A 16,069-nucleotide genomic window follows, 5' to 3' on the forward strand; every position below is an offset into this window, starting at 1 on the left:
CGGCGACTCTACGTGAGTTTCTGTGCGTGAGCAGGTGGTTATCGGTGCAGCTAGTGACGCACGTACAGCCGGAGCGTCACGTAGCCGGTGATGGCCGAGATGACCGTCGAGACGGCCAGCAGGATCGGTGCGACCGGGAACAGCAATTCGAGCGTGCTGATCGCCGGGAACACGTCACCGGTGAGCACGAGGTCGAGCAAGAAGGCCTTGGTCAGGACCAGGAAGACGATGCCGATGAGCGCACCGACAAGGCCGGCGACCACCGCCTCCAAGAGGAACGGCAGCTGCGTGTACCAGCGGGTCGCGCCGACCAGGCGCATGATGCCGACCTCGGTGCGCCGGGTGAACGCCGACACCTGGATCGTGTTGGCGATCAGCAGCAGCGCGGCCATCGCCATGATCACCGCGGCGCCGAAGGCGAGGTTCCGGACGGCGTTGAGGGCGTTGAACACGCGGTCCAGTGCCTTCTGCTGGTCGTCGACCTTGCTGACGCCGGGTTTGCCGGTGTACTCCTGGATGATCGCCTGGCTGCGCTCAGGGTTCTTCAGCTTGACGTGCAGCGACGCGGGAAGCGCCTCCGGCGACGTCAGCGCGAGAAGTTCCGGCTGGCTCTCGAACATCTTCTTGAACCGCTCGTAGGACTGCTCACGGTTCTCGTAGACGACCGACTCGACGCCGTCGTTGCCCTGCAGGTCCTGGCGCAGCGACTGGCAGGCGGACTGCGAACAGTTCGGGTCCCCCGAGCTGATGTCGTTGACCAGGTAGACCGACACCTCGACGTCGGAGAGGAAGTTGGCCTTCATCTTGTCGATCGTGCCGACGGCCAGCAGACCGATGCCGAGCATGGCGAGCGAGACCGCGGTGGTGAGGATCATCGCGATGGTCATCGTGACGTTCCGGCGCAAGCCGGTGACTACCTCGCTGAAGACGAAACTGGCGCGCATCGGGGTTGATGTCCCTTGGAAGTCGTGGGTAACGGAGGAGGGCGGGGCCGGTCAGCGGCCGATGCCGTAGACGCCTCGGGCGTCGTCACGGATGACCTTGCCGAGCTGCAGCTCGACGACCCTGCGCCGCATCGAGTCCACGATCGAATGGTCGTGGGTGGCCATCAGCACCGTCGTGCCGGTGCGGTTGATCCGCTCCAGCAGCAACATGATGTCCTGACTGGTGTCGGGGTCCAGGTTGCCGGTCGGCTCGTCGGCGAGCAGGACGAGCGGGCGGTTCACGAAAGCGCGGGCGATCGCGACGCGCTGCTGCTCACCACCGGAGAGTTCGTTGGGGAGCCGGTCGGCCTTGCCGTCGAGGCCGACGAGTTCGAGCACCTCGGGGACGACCTTGCGGATCGTGGGGCGCGGCTTGCCGATGACTTCGAGCGCGAAGGCGACATTCTCGGCGACGGTCTTGTTCGACAGCAGACGGAAGTCCTGGAAGACGCAGCCGATCGTCTGCCGCAGGCGCGGCACCCGGCGGCGGGCCAGCTTGGCGACGTCGAAGTTGGAGACCATCACGCGGCCCTTGCTCGGCACCTCTTCGCGCAGCAGGAGACGCAGGAAGGTCGACTTCCCGGATCCCGAAGGACCGATCAGGAAGACGAACTCACCTTTGTCGATCTCGACCGACACCCTTTCGAGGGCGGGACGGGTCGAGGTCTTGTAGACCTTGGAAACCTCTTCGAGCCGGATCACGGTTCGGCATACTACCCATGCCACCCGTTAAGCCCGGGTAGCCCGGTCCCGGCGGCCAAGCGAGCAAGGGACCTTTGCTGTCACTCTCTTCCGGAAAGTGACAGCAAAGGTCCCTTGCTCTCTTACTCAGGGTTGTTACGCGGCTCCGGACTGCTTGCGCCACCGGACGCCTGCCTCGAGGAAACCGTCGATCTCGCCGTCGAGCACCGAGGACGGGTTACCGACCTCGAACTCGGTCCGCAGGTCCTTGACCATCTGGTACGGGTGCAGCACGTAGGAGCGCATCTGGTTGCCCCAGCTGGAGCCGCCGTCCTTGAGCGCGTCCATCTCGGCGCGCTCCTCTTCCTTCTTCCGCAGCAGCAGCCGGGCCTGGAGGACCTTCATCGCGGCCGCCTTGTTCTGCAGCTGCGACTTCTCGTTCTGGCACGACACGACCACGCCGGTCGGGATGTGCGTGATCCGCACCGCCGAGTCGGTCGTGTTGACGCTCTGGCCGCCGGGGCCGGACGAGCGGTACACGTCGACGCGGATGTCCTTCTCGGGGATGTCGACGTGGTCGACCTCCTCGACCTCGGGCATCACCTCGACGTGCGCGAAGGAGGTCTGGCGACGGCTCTGGTTGTCGAACGGCGAGATGCGCACCAGCCGATGCGTGCCCTGTTCGACCGAGAGCGTGCCGTAGACGTAGGGGGCGGTCACCTTGAACGTCGCGGACTTGATGCCCGCCTCTTCGGCGTAGGAGATGTCGTAGACGTCCGTCGGGTAGCCGTGCCGCTCCGCCCAGCGCAGGTACATCCGGAGCAGCATCTCGGCCCAGTCGGCCGCGTCGACGCCGCCGGCTTCGGAGCGAATGGTGACCACGGCGTTCCGCTGGTCGTACTCACCCGAAAGCAGCGTCCGGACCTCGAGGGCGTCGACGTCCTTCGAAAGCGCGGAGAGCTCCGTCTCGGACTCGGCCATGCTGGCGGAGTCACCCTCGGCCTCAGCGAGCTCATAGAGGACGCCCAGATCGTCGAGCCGCTGACGCAGCTCGGAGATGCGTCGCAGTTCACTCTGCCGGTGAGACAACTGGCTGGTGACCTTCTGCGCCGCTTCGGGGTCGTCCCAGAGGTTCGGACTGGAGGCCTGTTCCTCCAGCTCGGCCACCTGGGCACGCAGCGCATCCAGGTCCATCACCGACTCGATCTGCGTCAGCTTGCCGGTCAGGTCCTTCAGGGCCGCATCGAACTCATCACTCACGTCGAACAAGGTTACGGCAAAACCCACGACCGGTTGCGGCGAACCGGTCGTGGGCGCCTGTCCAGGTCAGGACTGGGGGATGGAATCCAGCAGTTTCAGCGCCGCTTTGGCCTGGGCCTGAGCGAACTCGGCGACTGCCTTGGCATACGGGCCATCGGCGCCCTTGGTGGCGGCCTTGGCCCCGTCGAGCTGCAACGTGTAGCTGGCGCGCGCCGACTCGAGCAGGCTCGCGCGCTGCTTCACGGTCAGCGAACCGGCGTGCACGAGACGCAGGATCAGCGGGCTGCGGAGGTGGTCAGGACCGGCTTCGGAGGACAGCCACGTCTTGAACGCCTTCTTGCCCGCCGCGGTGATGAGGTACTGCTGACTCGACCGCGGCCCCTGCTTGCCGAGGCGGACGAGGCCCTCCTTGGACAAGGCGGGGAGCTCCCGGTACACCTGGCTGCGGGTCACGCTGAAGAAGGCGCCGAAACGCTCACCCGCTCCCGCGACCAGTTGCCCACCCGTGGCGGGACCGTCGTGAAGCAGACCGAGCAGTGCGGCGGCTGTTGCATTCAATTCGGACACGCCCCCTACGGTCCCACTTTTCGGTACCTGTGTCCACTGTGGTCAGCACGGCTGTCCATTGTGGCTAGTGATATGCGCTCATTCGGCCCAACGGACTACACCTGTCCACAATGGACCGAACACGCTACGCAACCGGCTCCCGCCCCATACAGCGGTATGTGTCCCCCGCCCCGCCCAACGCCGGCGGGAGATCGCCCCGGAGGGCACACGGCCCCGAACCGGAAACGAAAGAAGCGCGTGCCTGCGATTTCCGCAGACACGCGCCTCATTTTCTCTGTAGCGGGGACAGGATTTGAACCTGCGACCTCTGGGTTATGAGCCCAGCGAGCTACCGAGCTGCTCCACCCCGCGTCGTTGTGTTAATAGATTACATGGGGGCGAAACCCCGTTTCAGGGGGGTCCCCTTAACGGTCAGACGCCCCGTTGACCTGGCTTTATGTCGAATCTTTGCCATCCAGCCAGGCGAAGACACCGTGGAGCACCATGGACAAGCCATCACTGAATCTGCCCTCGACGTCCTCGTCGAACACCCAGACAGTCGGTACCACGTCATAGCGCGGGTCCCGTTCGCCTGGAAACGGGTAGACGGCCTGTTCTTCGATGACGAAGCCGACGACATAGCTGTAAACGGTGAACAGGGCGCGTCCGGCCAGGTAGGGCTCGAGGCCCGCGTCGACACGTCCCTGGAAGACGTTGTCGCCGAGCAGGGTGTCGTCGGTCAGATAAGTCCCTGAGAAGACCTTCGCGCCGTCGCGATAGGCCAGCATCATCCGGCGCAACGCGTTCGCCGCCTGCTCGAGCGACTCCCGCTCCCCCATGCCTTCCGGCGTACGACCGGGCATGGCGTCGGCGTACATCTGCGTCGCCATCTCGTCGAGCAGCTCCTGCTTGTTCTTCATATGCCAGTAAAGCGCCGGCGCTTTGACCCCCAGTTCCTGTGCGATCAGGCGGAGCGTGAGCCCGTTGAGCCCGACGTCGTTGAGTAGCCGAAGCCCGGCCCGAACGATGTCCGGCCTGGTCAGACCCACTTTTGACCCTCTTTCCCACAGTGCCGCCTTGACAATTTAACGATGTTAAGGGCACGCTGGGCCGCAGTCAATTTAACGCCGTTAAGGAGTGGTATGGACAACCTGGGGACGGACGTCATCGTGGTCGGCGCGGGGCCGACCGGGCTGATGCTCGCGAACGAACTCGTGCTCGCCGGCGTCGATGTGGTGGTACTGGAACGGCTTTCCGAACGGACGGGACTGTCGAAGGCGCTGAACCTCCAGCCGCGCACCTCGGAAATGCTGGAGCTGCGCGGACTTCTGGACGGCGCCGAGGAGCGTTCGTACGCGACGGTCGAAGACGGGCATTTCGCGATGATCCCGGTCGTCTACGACGGTTGGGACACTCGATTCCCTTTTCAGCTGGGGATTCCGCAGGCAGAGGTCGAGGGCTTCCTGGAGGAACGGCTTGCCGCACAAGGAACAAAGGTGCTGCACGGACACGAAGTAATCGATTTCGTGCAGGGCAAAGACTTTGTGAGTGTTCGGTGCCGAACAGAAGTCGGCGAGACGCGACTGAACGCGAAGTTTCTTGTCGGCTGCGACGGCTCGCGAAGCGTTGTACGCAAAGGGCTGAACGTGGACTTTCCCGGTGTGGACGGTGAAGGTTTCGGCGTGGTCGCGGACGTCCTGTTCGACAACGTCCCTGACGGTGCGCAAAAGCAGTGGCGAACGATGCGGAACGTCGGCGAACCGACCGGTGAAACGACCTTCAAAGGCCTGATTCCGTTGGGAGAGCCGGGTCTTTACCGCTTCATATACGGCGACAGAGCCTCCCGGCCTGCGGACATGCGGTCCGCGGTCCCCCTCGACGAAGTCCGGGGGATGCTGCACGACCTGTACGGCGACACCGCGACGGTGTCGGAAATCCGCTGGGCGTCAAGGTTTTCCGATGCCGCGAGGCAGGCCACGCACTACCGCGACGGGAGGGTCCTGCTGGCCGGAGATGCCGCGCACATCCATTTCCCCGCCGGCGGGCAGGGGCTGAACCTCGGCGTACAGGACGCGATGAACCTGGGCTGGAAGCTGGCCGCGACCGTGCGAGGCTGGGCCGGTGACGAACTGCTCGACACCTACGAGGCCGAACGGCACCCTATCGGCGCGCAGGTGCTGCACAACGTCGCCGCTCAGCTGGGCCTGACTCCGCGGTCCGCCGAATCTCGCGCCCTGCGTGCCGTCTTCACCGACCTCGTCGCGTTTCCCGACGTGAACCGGCACCTCGCGGGCATGGTGTCCGGTCTCGGAGTCCGCTACGCCACCTACGGCACCGGACACCCCGTGCTGGGTTCGCGCCTGACCGACCAGGACGTCGCCACCGAAGCCGGCCCACTCCGCCCGAGCACGCTGTTCCGTACAGGCGACTTCGTCCTCCTGACGACGACACCGGCCCACATCGAGGCCGCCGAATCCTGGTCGCCGCACTTGACGACCCAACTCGTCACCGCCCTGCCCTGGCCCTCGGTCGAAGCGGTCCTGTACCGCCCCGACGGCTACGCCTGCTGGCTGGCCTCCACCGCCACCCCCACGCGGTAGCAAAGGTCCCCCGCTCCCGGCGGTAGCAAAGGTCCCTTGCTACCGCCCTGATCGTCTACAGGCCCACGCACGCACCGAAGGCAAGGCGAAGCCCCAGACCCACGAAAACGGCACTCACCACGCCAACGCAACTCACGAAGGAGTTCCCAGGGGTTTGACCTCCGGGGCGAAATACGAAAGAGGGCCGGTCATTCGCGTCTTCTGCGAATGACCGGCCCTCTGACCTTTGTAGCGGGGACAGGATTTGAACCTGCGACCTCTGGGTTATGAGCCCAGCGAGCTACCGAGCTGCTCCACCCCGCGCCGTGACACCTACCTTACGCCTGCGCTTCGAGCAGGCGCAAAGCAGGTGCCCTTTTGGTTAGCGACGTCACCCTCCGGGCTGGCCGGTGGCCGGCGGCGTGGCGGCCGGCGGCGTCGCCTTGGCTGCCTCGTAGGCCCTGTACGCGGCGTCGAGCGAGGCGAGGGCCGCACCCTGGTCCGCGTAGTTGCCTGCCTGCTGGGCGGCCTTGTACTTGGCCCAAGCGTCGTGCATTTCGCCCGCGGCCTTGTCGAGTGCCGGGTTGGCGCCGGCGGCCGGCGGGGTGGTTCCCGGCGGCACCGGTGTCGTGGGTCCGGGCGTGCCACCGGTCTGAGGTGGCGTGACACCGGAACCCGTGCCCGCGCCGAAGACCTGGTCGAGGGCCTCGTTCAGGGTGGGCGCGAAGCCGATCTTGGTGCCGTAGGAGACCAGGACACGGGCCAGCTGCGGATAGCTGAGCTGGTTCCGTTGCCGGATGTAGACCGGTTCCACATAGAGGAATCCGTTGGCGACGGGCAGCGTGATCAGGTTTCCGTAGATGACGGTGACGTTCGGGTTGTTGAACAGGGTCCGGTCCTGAGCGACCCGTGGGTCACTCTGGAATCTGTTCTGGACCTGGACGGGACCATCCACCTGGGTGGAACCACTGGCGCCGGTCGGTAGTCGAAGGACCCGCATTTTCCCGTAATCCTCGGGATCCGACGACACCGACATCCAGGCCGCCAGGTACTGCCGCTGGAGACCGGTCAGCGAACTGGTGAGCTGGAACCGCGACTTGTTGTCGCCAGGCGCGGTGGCCAGGACGTAGTAGCCGGGCTGGTTGGCGATGCCGGACGCGGAGGCATTCACGCCGCCTTCCTGCGTCGGGTCCTGCGGGACACTCCAGAACGCCTGCTGGGCGTAGAACTCCGCCGGGTTGTTCACGTGGTACTTCGACAGGAGTTCCCGCTGCACCTTGAAGAGGTCTTCGGGGTAGCGGAAGTGCGACCGCAGGTCCGGAGAAACCTCGCTGCTCGGCTTGACCAGGCCCGGGAAAACCTTCTTCCAAGCGTTGAGCACCGGCTCGTTGTCCTCGACGCCGTACAGGTTCACGGTGCCGTCGAACGCGTCGACGGTGGCCTTGACCGAGTTACGGATGTAGTTGATCGAGGCGTTCGTCTGGCGGGTGGTGCCGCTGAGCGAGTCGTTGGTGGCCTGGCCGAGCTGGGTCTGCTGGGCGTACGGGAAGTTGTTCATCGTCGTGTAGCCGTCGACGATCCAGATGATCTTGCCGTTGACGACCGCCGGGTACGGGTCGCCGTCGAGGGTCAGCCAGGGGGCGACCTTCGCGACGCGATCCCGCGGCTCGCGGTTGTACATGATCTTGGATCCGTCGCCGATGGCGTCGGAGAACAGGATGTTCCGCTCCCCGTACTCGGCGGCGAAGGCGAGCCGGTTGAACCAGTTGTCGATCGGCACGCCGCCGGCGCCCTTGTAGATGTAGGCGCGGTCGACGGCGGTGTCGTACTCACCGGGCGCCTCGCCGACCTTGCCGCCGACGATCGCGTACGCGGCGTCGGTCGCGAGCTCGCCGTAGTAGATGCGGGGCTCGTCCACCTTGATACCCGGCTTGCTCGCGTCGGTCGCTCCGGCGCCGTCCGGGTCTTGGGTGTCGCTGGTGGTGGCGATCGGGTAGCCGCCGTCGGAGTTGGTGTCCTTCAGCGCGCGGTCGATCGTGTTGGCCGGCGCGGCGACGAACCCGTTTCCGTGCGTGTAGACGAGGTGCTTGTTGATCCAGTTCGTCTGGTTGCCGGTGAGGCCTTCGGTCTTGATCTCCTTGGCCGCGACGATGTAGTCCTGCGTGACACCGTTGAGGGTGTAGCGGTCGACGTCGAGCTTGGACGGGAAGCCGTAGAAGTTCTCACGGCCGACGCGCTGGGTGAAGGTGTCACTGAGGACGTTCGGGTCGAGGAGCCGAATGTTGGGAACGGTCCCCTTGTCCTGCTTGATCTCCGACGAGGTCGCCTCGGACTTGCCTGTGTAGTCCTTGTACTCGACGTTGGTGAGGCCGAACGCCTGGCGCGTCGCGTCCATGTTGCGCTGGATCGACGCGGATTCCTTCTCGTTCGCGTTGGGACGCACGGAGAACTGGTCGAGGACCGCGGGCCACGCGACACCGACGAGCACGTTCGACAGGATCAGCAGCACCAGCGCGATCGCGGGCAGCTGCAGGTTACGCAGGAACGCGCCGGCGAAGAACGCGACCGCGCAGATCACCGAAATGCACAGCAGGATCAGCTTCGCGGGTAGAACCGCGTTCAGGTCGGTGTAGGTCGCACCGACGAACAGTGGCGCTCCACGGTCCGACAGCAGCAGGTTGTAGCGGTCGAAGAAGTACTCGACCGCCTTCAGCAGCACGAAGATGCCGATGGTGATGGCGAGCTGGGCGCGCGTCGGGCCGGCGAGCTGACCGCCCTTGCCCGCGAGCCGGATGCCGCCGAAGACGTAATGCGAGATCAGTGCGCCGAAGAAGGCGATGACGACCGCGATGAACAGCCAGCCCAGGAGCCAGTTGTAGAACGGCAGGTCGAAGGCGTAGAAGCCGACGTCGTTGCCGAATTCGGGATCGGTCTGGCCGAACGGCGTGCCGTTGAGGAACAGCTGTACGACCTGCCAGTCGCCCTGCGCGGAGGCACCGGCGATGAGCCCTGTCAGCACTGGGATGCCGATGCCGAACAGGCGGATCCGGCCGACGATCGCGGACCGGTAACGCGCGAGCGGATCGTCGTTGCCGGAGATCGGCACGAAGACGGGCCTGCTGCGATACGCGATCATCAAACTGATCGCCAGCGAACCTCCCACCAGGATGCCGACGGCGAAGAACAAGACGACCCTGGTGATCAACACCGTGCTGAACACCGATCGGGCATCGACCTCGCCGAACCACAGCCAGTCGACGTAGGTGTCCAGCAGTCTCGCGCCCAGCAGGAGCGCCAGAATGACGACGGCGGCGATGATGAGCAGGATCCGGCTGCGCCGGGACAGCTTCGGCAGGCTCACAGGGGGCCGAGTGGCCACTGCACACGCTCCTGGTTTGGTGAACTTTTCGCGGAGGCGCGCGTACCGCGTGCGGCCCCTGATGCTCTAACTCTACGGATGCCGTCAGAAGTTCCCGGAACCCGCCCAAACCGGACTCGGAACACCGCGGTTCCGGCCGCCTGGAACGATGGGGCAATGGCACCGAGTGAGCAGCAGGGCGTGGCCGGCCTGGCCCGCGAAGTCGAGGAGTTCGTCGCCTCCGGAGGGTGGGACCAGCCGCCGCAGTTGTTCGCGCTGGTCCCGACCGCGGCGCTGCTGGACGAACAGCCCGAGCTGGCAGGGCAGCTCGACCCGTCGGCCCCGCTGACGCCGGTCGCCCAGGAGCCGCTGCCCGACGGCGACCTCGGCGAGGCGCTGGCCCAGATCGCGTGGCCGGATCTGGTCCTCGGATGCGCGCTCTCGCAGGAGATCATCGTGCTGCCGCCGGACGCCGAGGCCGAGCTTCCGGTCGTGCCCGAGACCGATGCCGAACGTCTGCGCCAAGCGGCCGCCGACCACCCGCGCCGCACCGAAGCCCGGCTCGTGGCCGCGGTGCTGCGGGACGGTGGCGGGGCCTGCGTCATGCGGCTTCGCGGTGCGGGGCAGCCCGACGAGGCCGGGGACGTCCCCGTCGACGAAATCATCGAGAACCCTGAACTGGCGCCCAACCTGCTGGAAGCCCTGAGGGCGACCCTGATGCCCTGACCTGCAAAACGAGAGCAAGGGACCTTTGCTATCGCCGGCCCGGGACAGGCGCCGGGCGATAGCAAAGGTCCCTTGCTCTCTTCAGGCTCGCGGGCGGCAGCAAAGGTCCCTTGCTCCCCCTGCGGTCAGCAGGAGGCCGTGGGCCTTCCCGCCTTGAGGTTGTCGAGCTGCGCGATCGCCTCGTCCAGCGTCGCGACCTTGATCAGGTTCAAGCCGTCGGGCGCGGCTGTCTTCGCTTCGGCGCAGTTATGCGAGGGAACGAGGAAGTCGGTCGCACCGGCCTCGCGAGCGCCGACCACCTTGAACGAGATACCGCCGATCGCGCCGACGACACCCTTCTCGGAGATCTCGCCCGTTCCGGCGATGTGCTTGCCTCCGGCGAGGTCGCCATCTTCCATCTTGTCCACGATCGCGAGCGCGAACATCAGACCGGCCGACGGGCCTCCGACGTCTTGCAGCGAGATCTTCACGTCGAACGGGACGTCGGCGCGGTCCACCGCGGTGAGCCCCATGAAGCCTTCCGGGCCGTCGGGGCGCTGCGCGAGCGTGAGCGGCACGGTGCGCTCGGCCTGCCCGTCGGACTTGAAGGTGATCTGGACGGTCTGGCCGGGTTTGGTGCCGTTCAGCGCGGCCCGCACATCGGCCGCTTCCGTGACCGTCTTCCCGTTGACGACCTGAAGACGGTCACCGGGCGCGAGCACCTTGTCGGCCGGGCTGCCGGAGACGATGGTCTTCGCGAGCACCTTCACCGGGAACTTGCGGCGCAGCGCGGCGACCTGGGCCGCGGTCTGCGAATCCTGCAGCTGCTGGATGTTCTCCTGCCGGACCTGCTCGTTGGTCTCTCCCGGTTTGAAGTACTCCTCGCGCGGCGCCAGCGCGTACCGGCCGCTCGCCCACAGCCCGAGCGCGTTGAACAAGGTGATCCCGCCGTCGCGCAGCGAGACCGTCGTCATCCGTAGTTCGCCGGACGTCTGGAAGATCTCGTGCCCGTTGACCTGGATCACCGGTTGCCCGGCGGCGTCCTTGCCGAGGGTGTCGTAGGTCGGGCCGGGACTGATCGCCACGTACGGCACCGGGATGAAGAATCCGACGAGCGCGAAGGCCACGAACAGAGCACCGCTGACCAGCAGCGTCCAGCCCCGTCGGGTCAGCCTCCGTTCAGAGCGGTCCTGGTCACTCGCGGACCCCGCACGGCTCCGCGCTGCTGTGGTCTCCTCCGAGGGCTCTGTCACGCGTGACAGCGTACGGTGACGGTGTTCGCTTCTCGGTGAAGGCCACGCTCATCACTCCAGTTGACGAGCTTCGGGTCCCAGGAGCCGCGTACGGTGGTGCCATGAGCAAACCCCCGTTCGGCTTCGGACCGCCCGATCCCGACAAACGAGGCGAGAACGAACCGTCGGACTCCGGCGGCCAGCCCTCCGGCGCCGAGGCCTTCAATCAGCTCGGTCAGATGCTCAGCCAGCTGGGCCAGATGCTCAGCCAGGCCGGCAATTCGACCGGGCCGGTCAACTATGACCTGGCGAAACAGATCGCGCTGCAGAACCTCAGCTCCAGCGACGGCGCCGACGTGAAGCTCGGCTTCTCGTCGGCCGGCGGCGACGCGGGCACGGCCGTACGCGATGCCGCCCACCTCGCCGAGCTGTGGCTCGACGCCGCCACGATCCTGCCCGCCGGCGCTTCGACGACCGTCGCGTGGTCCGCCCGCGATTGGGTCGAGAAGACCCTGCCCACCTGGCAGCGCCTGTGCGACCCCGTCGCCCAGCAGGTCTCGGGCGCCTGGGTCGAGGCACTGCCCGACGAGGCCAAGCAGGCCGCGGGCCCGCTGCTGTCGATGATGGGGCAGATGGGCGGGATGGCCTTCGGCTCCCAGCTCGGCAACGCTCTCGCTCAGTTGGCTTCCGAAGTGCTCACCTCCAGCGAGGTCGGCCTTCCGCTCGGCCCCGCGGCGACCTCCGCGCTCCTGCCGGCGAACATCGAGAAGTTCACCGAGGGCCTCGAGCTGCCGACCAGTGAGGTGCTGGTCTTCATCGCCGCGCGCGAGGCCGCCCACCAGCGGCTGTTCGCGCACGTGCCCTGGCTGCGGCAGCGTCTGCTCGCCACCGTCGAGGAGTTCGCCAAGGGCATCACGGTCGACACGTCGGCGCTGGAGCAGCTCGCCGGGCAGATCGACCCGGCGAACCCGGCCAGCATCGAAGAGGCCATGTCCTCGGGGCTGCTCGAGCCCAAGACGACCGACGAGCAGAAGACCGCGCTGAACCGGCTCGAGACCCTGCTCGCCCTGGTCGAAGGCTGGGTCGACGTCGTGGTCGCCGAAGCCATCGGAGACCGCCTTCCGGGTGCGGACGCGCTGCGCGAAACGCTGCGCCGCCGCCGCGCCACGGGTGGCCCCGCCGAGCAGACCTTCGCCACCCTGGTCGGGCTCGAGCTCCGGCCGAGGCGGATGCGGGCGGCTTCCGCGCTGTGGAAGCTGGTCGGCGACCAGCATGGCATCGAGAAGCGCGACGGCCTCTGGTCGCACCCCGACCTCATGCCGACGGCCGCTGACCTCGACGAACCACTGGACTTCGCCGAGCGCCTCGGCGACGGCGAGTCGACCCTCGACGGCATCGATCCGATCGCCGAGATCGAACGCGCCGAGCGCGCCAAGAAGGACCAGCCCGAGAACGACAAGGGCAGCGACAAGGGCGACGAAGAGAACTGAGGCACGTCAGTCCTCCGCCGCGATGCCCCATCCGGCGGCGGAGGACAGGCCCTCCAGATAGCCGATGGCGCGCTCGGTCTTGGGATAGCGGCGAACCAGCTCCCAGAACGCCGCGTTGTGTCCTGGCTCCTTCAAATGCGCGAGTTCGTGCACGAGGACGTAGTCCAGCACCCAGCCAGGCACCCGACGCAGGCGATCACTCACCCTGATCGTCGCGTCGACCGGTGTGCAGGACGCCCACCTCGTCCTCATCGGCGGCACCCAGCGAACACTCGCGGGTATCGCGTTGCCGTCCAGATATTTCGCCGAGAGGACGGCGCACCGCGCCAGCAGCGCCTCGTCCGAGGCCTTCGGCGGCGAGGCTTGCCGCGGGCCTTTGCGCAGTAGCTTGCGCTGCATCTCGGCTACCCAGTGCTTCTCCTCGGCCCGGGTCATCCGGGCAGGGATCAGCACGACGAGGGTGTCCTCGTCCCAGTACGCGGTGACGGTCCGGTGGCGGCGCTGGCTACGCCGTACCTCGACCTTCTGTTCGGGAGTGTCCGACGGATTCGTCGTGTCCCGGCTCCTCAATGAGGGCGTCCGTGCTTCGACCACTCGACCACGGTAAGGCCAGACACCGACAACTCCGAGAGCCGAAAGGTCACAGCCTCGAGTTGTCCACAATGGGGCCCACCTGTGGATAACTCGCGTTCTTCTTAGCGGATGGTTAGCGGGCCGGTGCGATCCTGCGATCATGAACCTTCGCGCACCGGACCTCCGGTCGATCGTCCTGCCCGCCTATCCGATCCTGCTTCCCGGTCTTGATGTGCTGGAACGCGGGAAGGGCGAGATCCAGATCGGGCTGGATCCCACCCATGCCGTGATGATCACCGGGCTGCCCGCCGAGGTGGTCGCCGCGATCCGCGGGCTGAACGGGAAGCGGCCCGTCGACGAAATCTTGCTCGCGCAAAGCGAACACGACGAACAGCTTCGCGAGGTCATGGCCGAGCTGACAGCCTGCGGACTCGTGACCGACGCCGGTGAGCCTCGGCGGCATCCGAGACCCAGGCCCGAAACGGGGCTGTGGTCGCTCCGCGCCCGCCACCACCAGGCCGCCCTGACCACACGACGCCGGCACACCGCGGTGGCGATCCACGGTGAGGGCCGGCTGGCGGCGGCCATCGCGGTGCTCCTCGCGAACGCCGGAATCGGGCATATCGACGTCCGGGCCTCGGGCAAGGTACTGGAACGTGACCTGGGTTCGGGCTACACCGAGGCGGAGATCGGCATGCCCCGCCGCGAGGCGATGGCGCAGGTGGTGCGCCGGGTGAACGCGGACACGTCGACCACCAGGCTCTACGCCGACCGCCAGCCGGAACTCGTGCTGCTCACCGATGCCGTGGTGCCCGCACCCGAAGTGGTCAGCGAACTCGTCCGCGACGGCATCAGTCACCTGCCGGTGCGCGTGCGGGACGGCGTCGGCATCGTCGGGCCGCTGGTCGTTCCCGGCCGCAGCAGCTGCCTGCGCTGCGCCGACCTGCACCGCGCCGGCCTCGACGAGAGCTGGCCGCGAGTGGCCAGCCAGCTCGCCGGACGCGTCCAGCGGCCGGATCTCGGCGCCGTGCACGCCTGCGCCGCGCTGGCCACGGCGCAGGCGCTCCGGCTTCTGTCACCCAGCGACCAGGCTCCGCCAGCGTGGAACGCCACGCTGGAGATCGACTTCTTCGACGGCGCCATCCGCCACCGCGACTGGCCCCCGCATCCCGGATGCGGCTGCGGCGCGCACTGATACGGCGAGCGATGTAGGCCACACGCACGCCCTCAACAGGCTGCGCGGACGCGGTGAATCAAGGCAGAATCGCGAAGGTGACCGACTCCAGCAGCGCCGAAGACCGAGAAACCGCCATTCCCCGCAAAGGGGCGGCGCGAACGGCGAAGCTGGCCAGCCTCCCGATCGGCATAGCGGGACGCGCGGTAGGAGGCTGGGGACGTCGACTGACCGGGCAGAGCGCCGAAGAGGTCAGCGCGACGCTGTCCGCGAAGGCCGCGGAGCAGCTCTTCGAGGTCCTCGGCACCCTCAAGGGCGGCGCGATGAAGTTCGGCCAGGCCCTCAGTGTCTTCGAGGCCGCTGTCCCGGACGAGATGGCGAAGCCCTATCGCGAAGCCCTGACGAAGCTTCAGGCGGCGGCTCCGCCCATGTCGACTCGCCAGACCCACCGGGTCCTCGCCGAGCAGCTGGGGCGCACCTGGATGCAGCGGTTCAGCGCCTTCGACGACGAACCGGCGGCGGCCGCGAGCATCGGCCAGGTCCATCGCGCGACCTGGCATGACGGCCGCGAAGTCGCCGTCAAGGTCCAGTACCCCGGAGCGGACGACGCGCTTCGAAGTGACCTCCGCCAGCTCCAGCGATTCAGCAGGCTTTTCCAGGCCTTCGTGCCGGGGACCGAGGTGAAACCCCTGCTGGCCGAGCTCTCGGACCGGATGAACGAGGAGCTCGACTACCAGGCCGAAGCCCAGAATCAGCGTGCCTTCGTCAAGGCCTTCGAGGATGTCCCCGGGTTTCTGATCCCTCGTGTGGTCGCCAGTGCGCCGAAGGTCATCGTCACGGAGTGGGTCACCGGCACACCGTTGTCGAAGATCATCGCCGGTGGCGACAAGGACGCGCGAGACCGCGCCGGCAGCCTGCTCACCGAGTTCCACTACTCGTCGCCGGAACGGGCCCACCTCCTGCATTCGGACCCGCATCCAGGCAACTTCATGCTGACCGGCGACGGCAGGCTGTGCGTGATCGACTTCGGCGGCGTGTCCCGGCTACCCGAGGGCATTCCGCAGCATCTGGGCGAGATGACCAGGCTGGCGCTCGACGGTGAGTCCTCCCGGCTGATGCGACTGCTCCGCGAGTCCGGTTTCATCCGGGCGGACGCGGATCTGCAGGCCGACGACGTGCTCGCCTACCTGGCGCCGTTCACCGAGCCACTCGCGGGCGAGACGTTCCACTTCACCCGCCGCTGGATGCAGCGCCAGGCCGGACGGGTCGGCGACACCCGCGGCCGGGATTTCCGGATCGGCCGCTCGCTCAACCTGCCGCCCGAGTACCTGATGATCCATCGGGTGACCGCCGGGTCGACCGGGATCCTGTGCCAGCTCGACGCGGAGATCCCCGCCCGGGCGATCGTCGAAAGGTGGCAACCGGGCTTCGCGGCCTGAGAAGTTATCCACAGGGAACGCGGTGGCGGGGGCGAATTCGGGGCCGCCC

General features: G+C 67.0%; 13 protein-coding genes and 2 tRNA genes. 5 read left to right on the forward strand and 10 right to left on the reverse strand.

The features are described 5' to 3' along the window. Nucleotides 1-50: 50 nt before the first annotated feature. From ftsX to ACLJRL_RS26730, 6 genes are all read right to left on the reverse strand, one after another. Nucleotides 51-944 carry a permease-like cell division protein FtsX gene (gene ftsX / locus ACLJRL_RS26705; protein ID WP_410659021.1) on the reverse strand — a complete coding sequence of 298 codons (894 nt, stop codon included), beginning with the start codon at nt 942-944 and terminating at the stop codon, nt 51-53. Nucleotides 945-995: 51 nt separating this feature from the next. Beyond that, nucleotides 996-1,685: a cell division ATP-binding protein FtsE gene (gene ftsE / locus ACLJRL_RS26710; RefSeq protein WP_005168409.1), complete on the reverse strand. Its 690-nt coding sequence runs from the start codon at nt 1,683-1,685 to the stop codon at nt 996-998. 135 nt (nt 1,686-1,820) lie between these two features. Beyond that, nucleotides 1,821-2,924 (reverse strand): peptide chain release factor 2, encoded by a 1,104-nt coding sequence (gene prfB / locus ACLJRL_RS26715; protein WP_410659022.1) that lies wholly within the window; start codon nt 2,922-2,924, stop codon nt 1,821-1,823. A gap of 66 nt (nt 2,925-2,990) precedes the next feature. After that, entirely contained in the window at nt 2,991-3,491 is a 501-nt protein-coding gene (locus ACLJRL_RS26720; RefSeq protein ID WP_410659023.1) for a PadR family transcriptional regulator, read from the reverse strand. 277 nt (nt 3,492-3,768) lie between these two features. Next, nucleotides 3,769-3,842 (reverse strand) — tRNA-Met (locus ACLJRL_RS26725). A gap of 83 nt (nt 3,843-3,925) precedes the next feature. Beyond that, nucleotides 3,926-4,519: a TetR/AcrR family transcriptional regulator C-terminal domain-containing protein gene (locus tag ACLJRL_RS26730; protein WP_410659024.1), complete on the reverse strand. Its 594-nt coding sequence runs from the start codon at nt 4,517-4,519 to the stop codon at nt 3,926-3,928. 93 nt (nt 4,520-4,612) lie between these two features. On the opposite strand from ACLJRL_RS26730, the gene ACLJRL_RS26735 reads away from it, so the two are divergent. Next, nucleotides 4,613-6,070 carry an FAD-dependent monooxygenase gene (locus ACLJRL_RS26735; RefSeq protein WP_410659062.1) on the forward strand — a complete coding sequence of 486 codons (1,458 nt, stop codon included), beginning with the start codon at nt 4,613-4,615 and terminating at the stop codon, nt 6,068-6,070. Between the two features lie 229 nt (nt 6,071-6,299). Here the strand turns inward: ACLJRL_RS26735 and ACLJRL_RS26740 are convergent. Further along, a tRNA-Met gene (locus ACLJRL_RS26740) sits at nt 6,300-6,373 on the reverse strand. A gap of 67 nt (nt 6,374-6,440) precedes the next feature. Further along, nucleotides 6,441-9,428, reverse strand: coding sequence for a UPF0182 family protein (locus ACLJRL_RS26745; protein WP_410659025.1), 2,988 nt, complete (start codon nt 9,426-9,428; stop codon nt 6,441-6,443). 156 nt (nt 9,429-9,584) lie between these two features. Here ACLJRL_RS26745 and ACLJRL_RS26750 point away from each other — a divergent pair, with 156 nt between their 5' ends. Then, nucleotides 9,585-10,133, forward strand: coding sequence for a PPA1309 family protein (locus ACLJRL_RS26750; protein WP_410659026.1), 549 nt, complete (start codon nt 9,585-9,587; stop codon nt 10,131-10,133). Between the two features lie 125 nt (nt 10,134-10,258). Here the strand turns inward: ACLJRL_RS26750 and ACLJRL_RS26755 are convergent, their stop codons facing one another. After that, a complete protein-coding gene (locus tag ACLJRL_RS26755) occupies nt 10,259-11,263 on the reverse strand; it encodes a PDZ domain-containing protein (RefSeq protein ID WP_410659063.1) in 1,005 nt (334 codons plus the stop codon). A gap of 203 nt (nt 11,264-11,466) precedes the next feature. On the opposite strand from ACLJRL_RS26755, the gene ACLJRL_RS26760 reads away from it, so the two are divergent. Next, complete coding sequence (locus tag ACLJRL_RS26760) at nt 11,467-12,834, forward strand: zinc-dependent metalloprotease (RefSeq protein ID WP_410659027.1); 1,368 nt, start codon at nt 11,467-11,469, stop codon at nt 12,832-12,834. Between the two features lie 6 nt (nt 12,835-12,840). Here ACLJRL_RS26760 and ACLJRL_RS26765 read toward each other — a convergent pair whose 3' ends face one another. Next, entirely contained in the window at nt 12,841-13,404 is a 564-nt protein-coding gene (locus tag ACLJRL_RS26765) for a M48 family metallopeptidase (protein ID WP_410659064.1), read from the reverse strand. Between the two features lie 163 nt (nt 13,405-13,567). On the opposite strand from ACLJRL_RS26765, the gene ACLJRL_RS26770 reads away from it, so the two are divergent. Together ACLJRL_RS26770 and ACLJRL_RS26775 are read left to right on the forward strand one after the other, a co-directional pair. Then, on the forward strand, nt 13,568-14,602 hold the full coding sequence (locus ACLJRL_RS26770) for a ThiF family adenylyltransferase (protein WP_410659028.1): 1,035 nt from the start codon (nt 13,568-13,570) through the stop codon (nt 14,600-14,602). 77 nt (nt 14,603-14,679) lie between these two features. After that, nucleotides 14,680-16,020, forward strand: coding sequence for an ABC1 kinase family protein (locus ACLJRL_RS26775; protein WP_410659029.1), 1,341 nt, complete (start codon nt 14,680-14,682; stop codon nt 16,018-16,020). Nucleotides 16,021-16,069: the final 49 nt, after the last annotated feature.

The organism is Amycolatopsis sp. lyj-112, assembly GCF_046549055.1.
Taxonomy (GTDB): Bacteria; Actinomycetota; Actinomycetes; order Mycobacteriales; family Pseudonocardiaceae; genus Amycolatopsis.

Bases quoted from the DNA above. Each gene is read 5' to 3' on its own strand.
- ftsX (WP_410659021.1), bottom strand. From the start codon at position 944: ATGCGCGCCAGTTTCGTCTTCAGCGAGGTAGTCACCGGCTTGCGCCGG.
- ACLJRL_RS26735 (WP_410659062.1), top strand. From the start codon at position 4,613: ATGGACAACCTGGGGACGGACGTCATCGTGGTCGGCGCGGGGCCGACC.
- ACLJRL_RS26750 (WP_410659026.1), top strand. From the start codon at position 9,585: ATGGCACCGAGTGAGCAGCAGGGCGTGGCCGGCCTGGCCCGCGAAGTC.
- ACLJRL_RS26760 (WP_410659027.1), top strand. From the start codon at position 11,467: ATGAGCAAACCCCCGTTCGGCTTCGGACCGCCCGATCCCGACAAACGA.
- ACLJRL_RS26770 (WP_410659028.1), top strand. From the start codon at position 13,568: ATGAACCTTCGCGCACCGGACCTCCGGTCGATCGTCCTGCCCGCCTAT.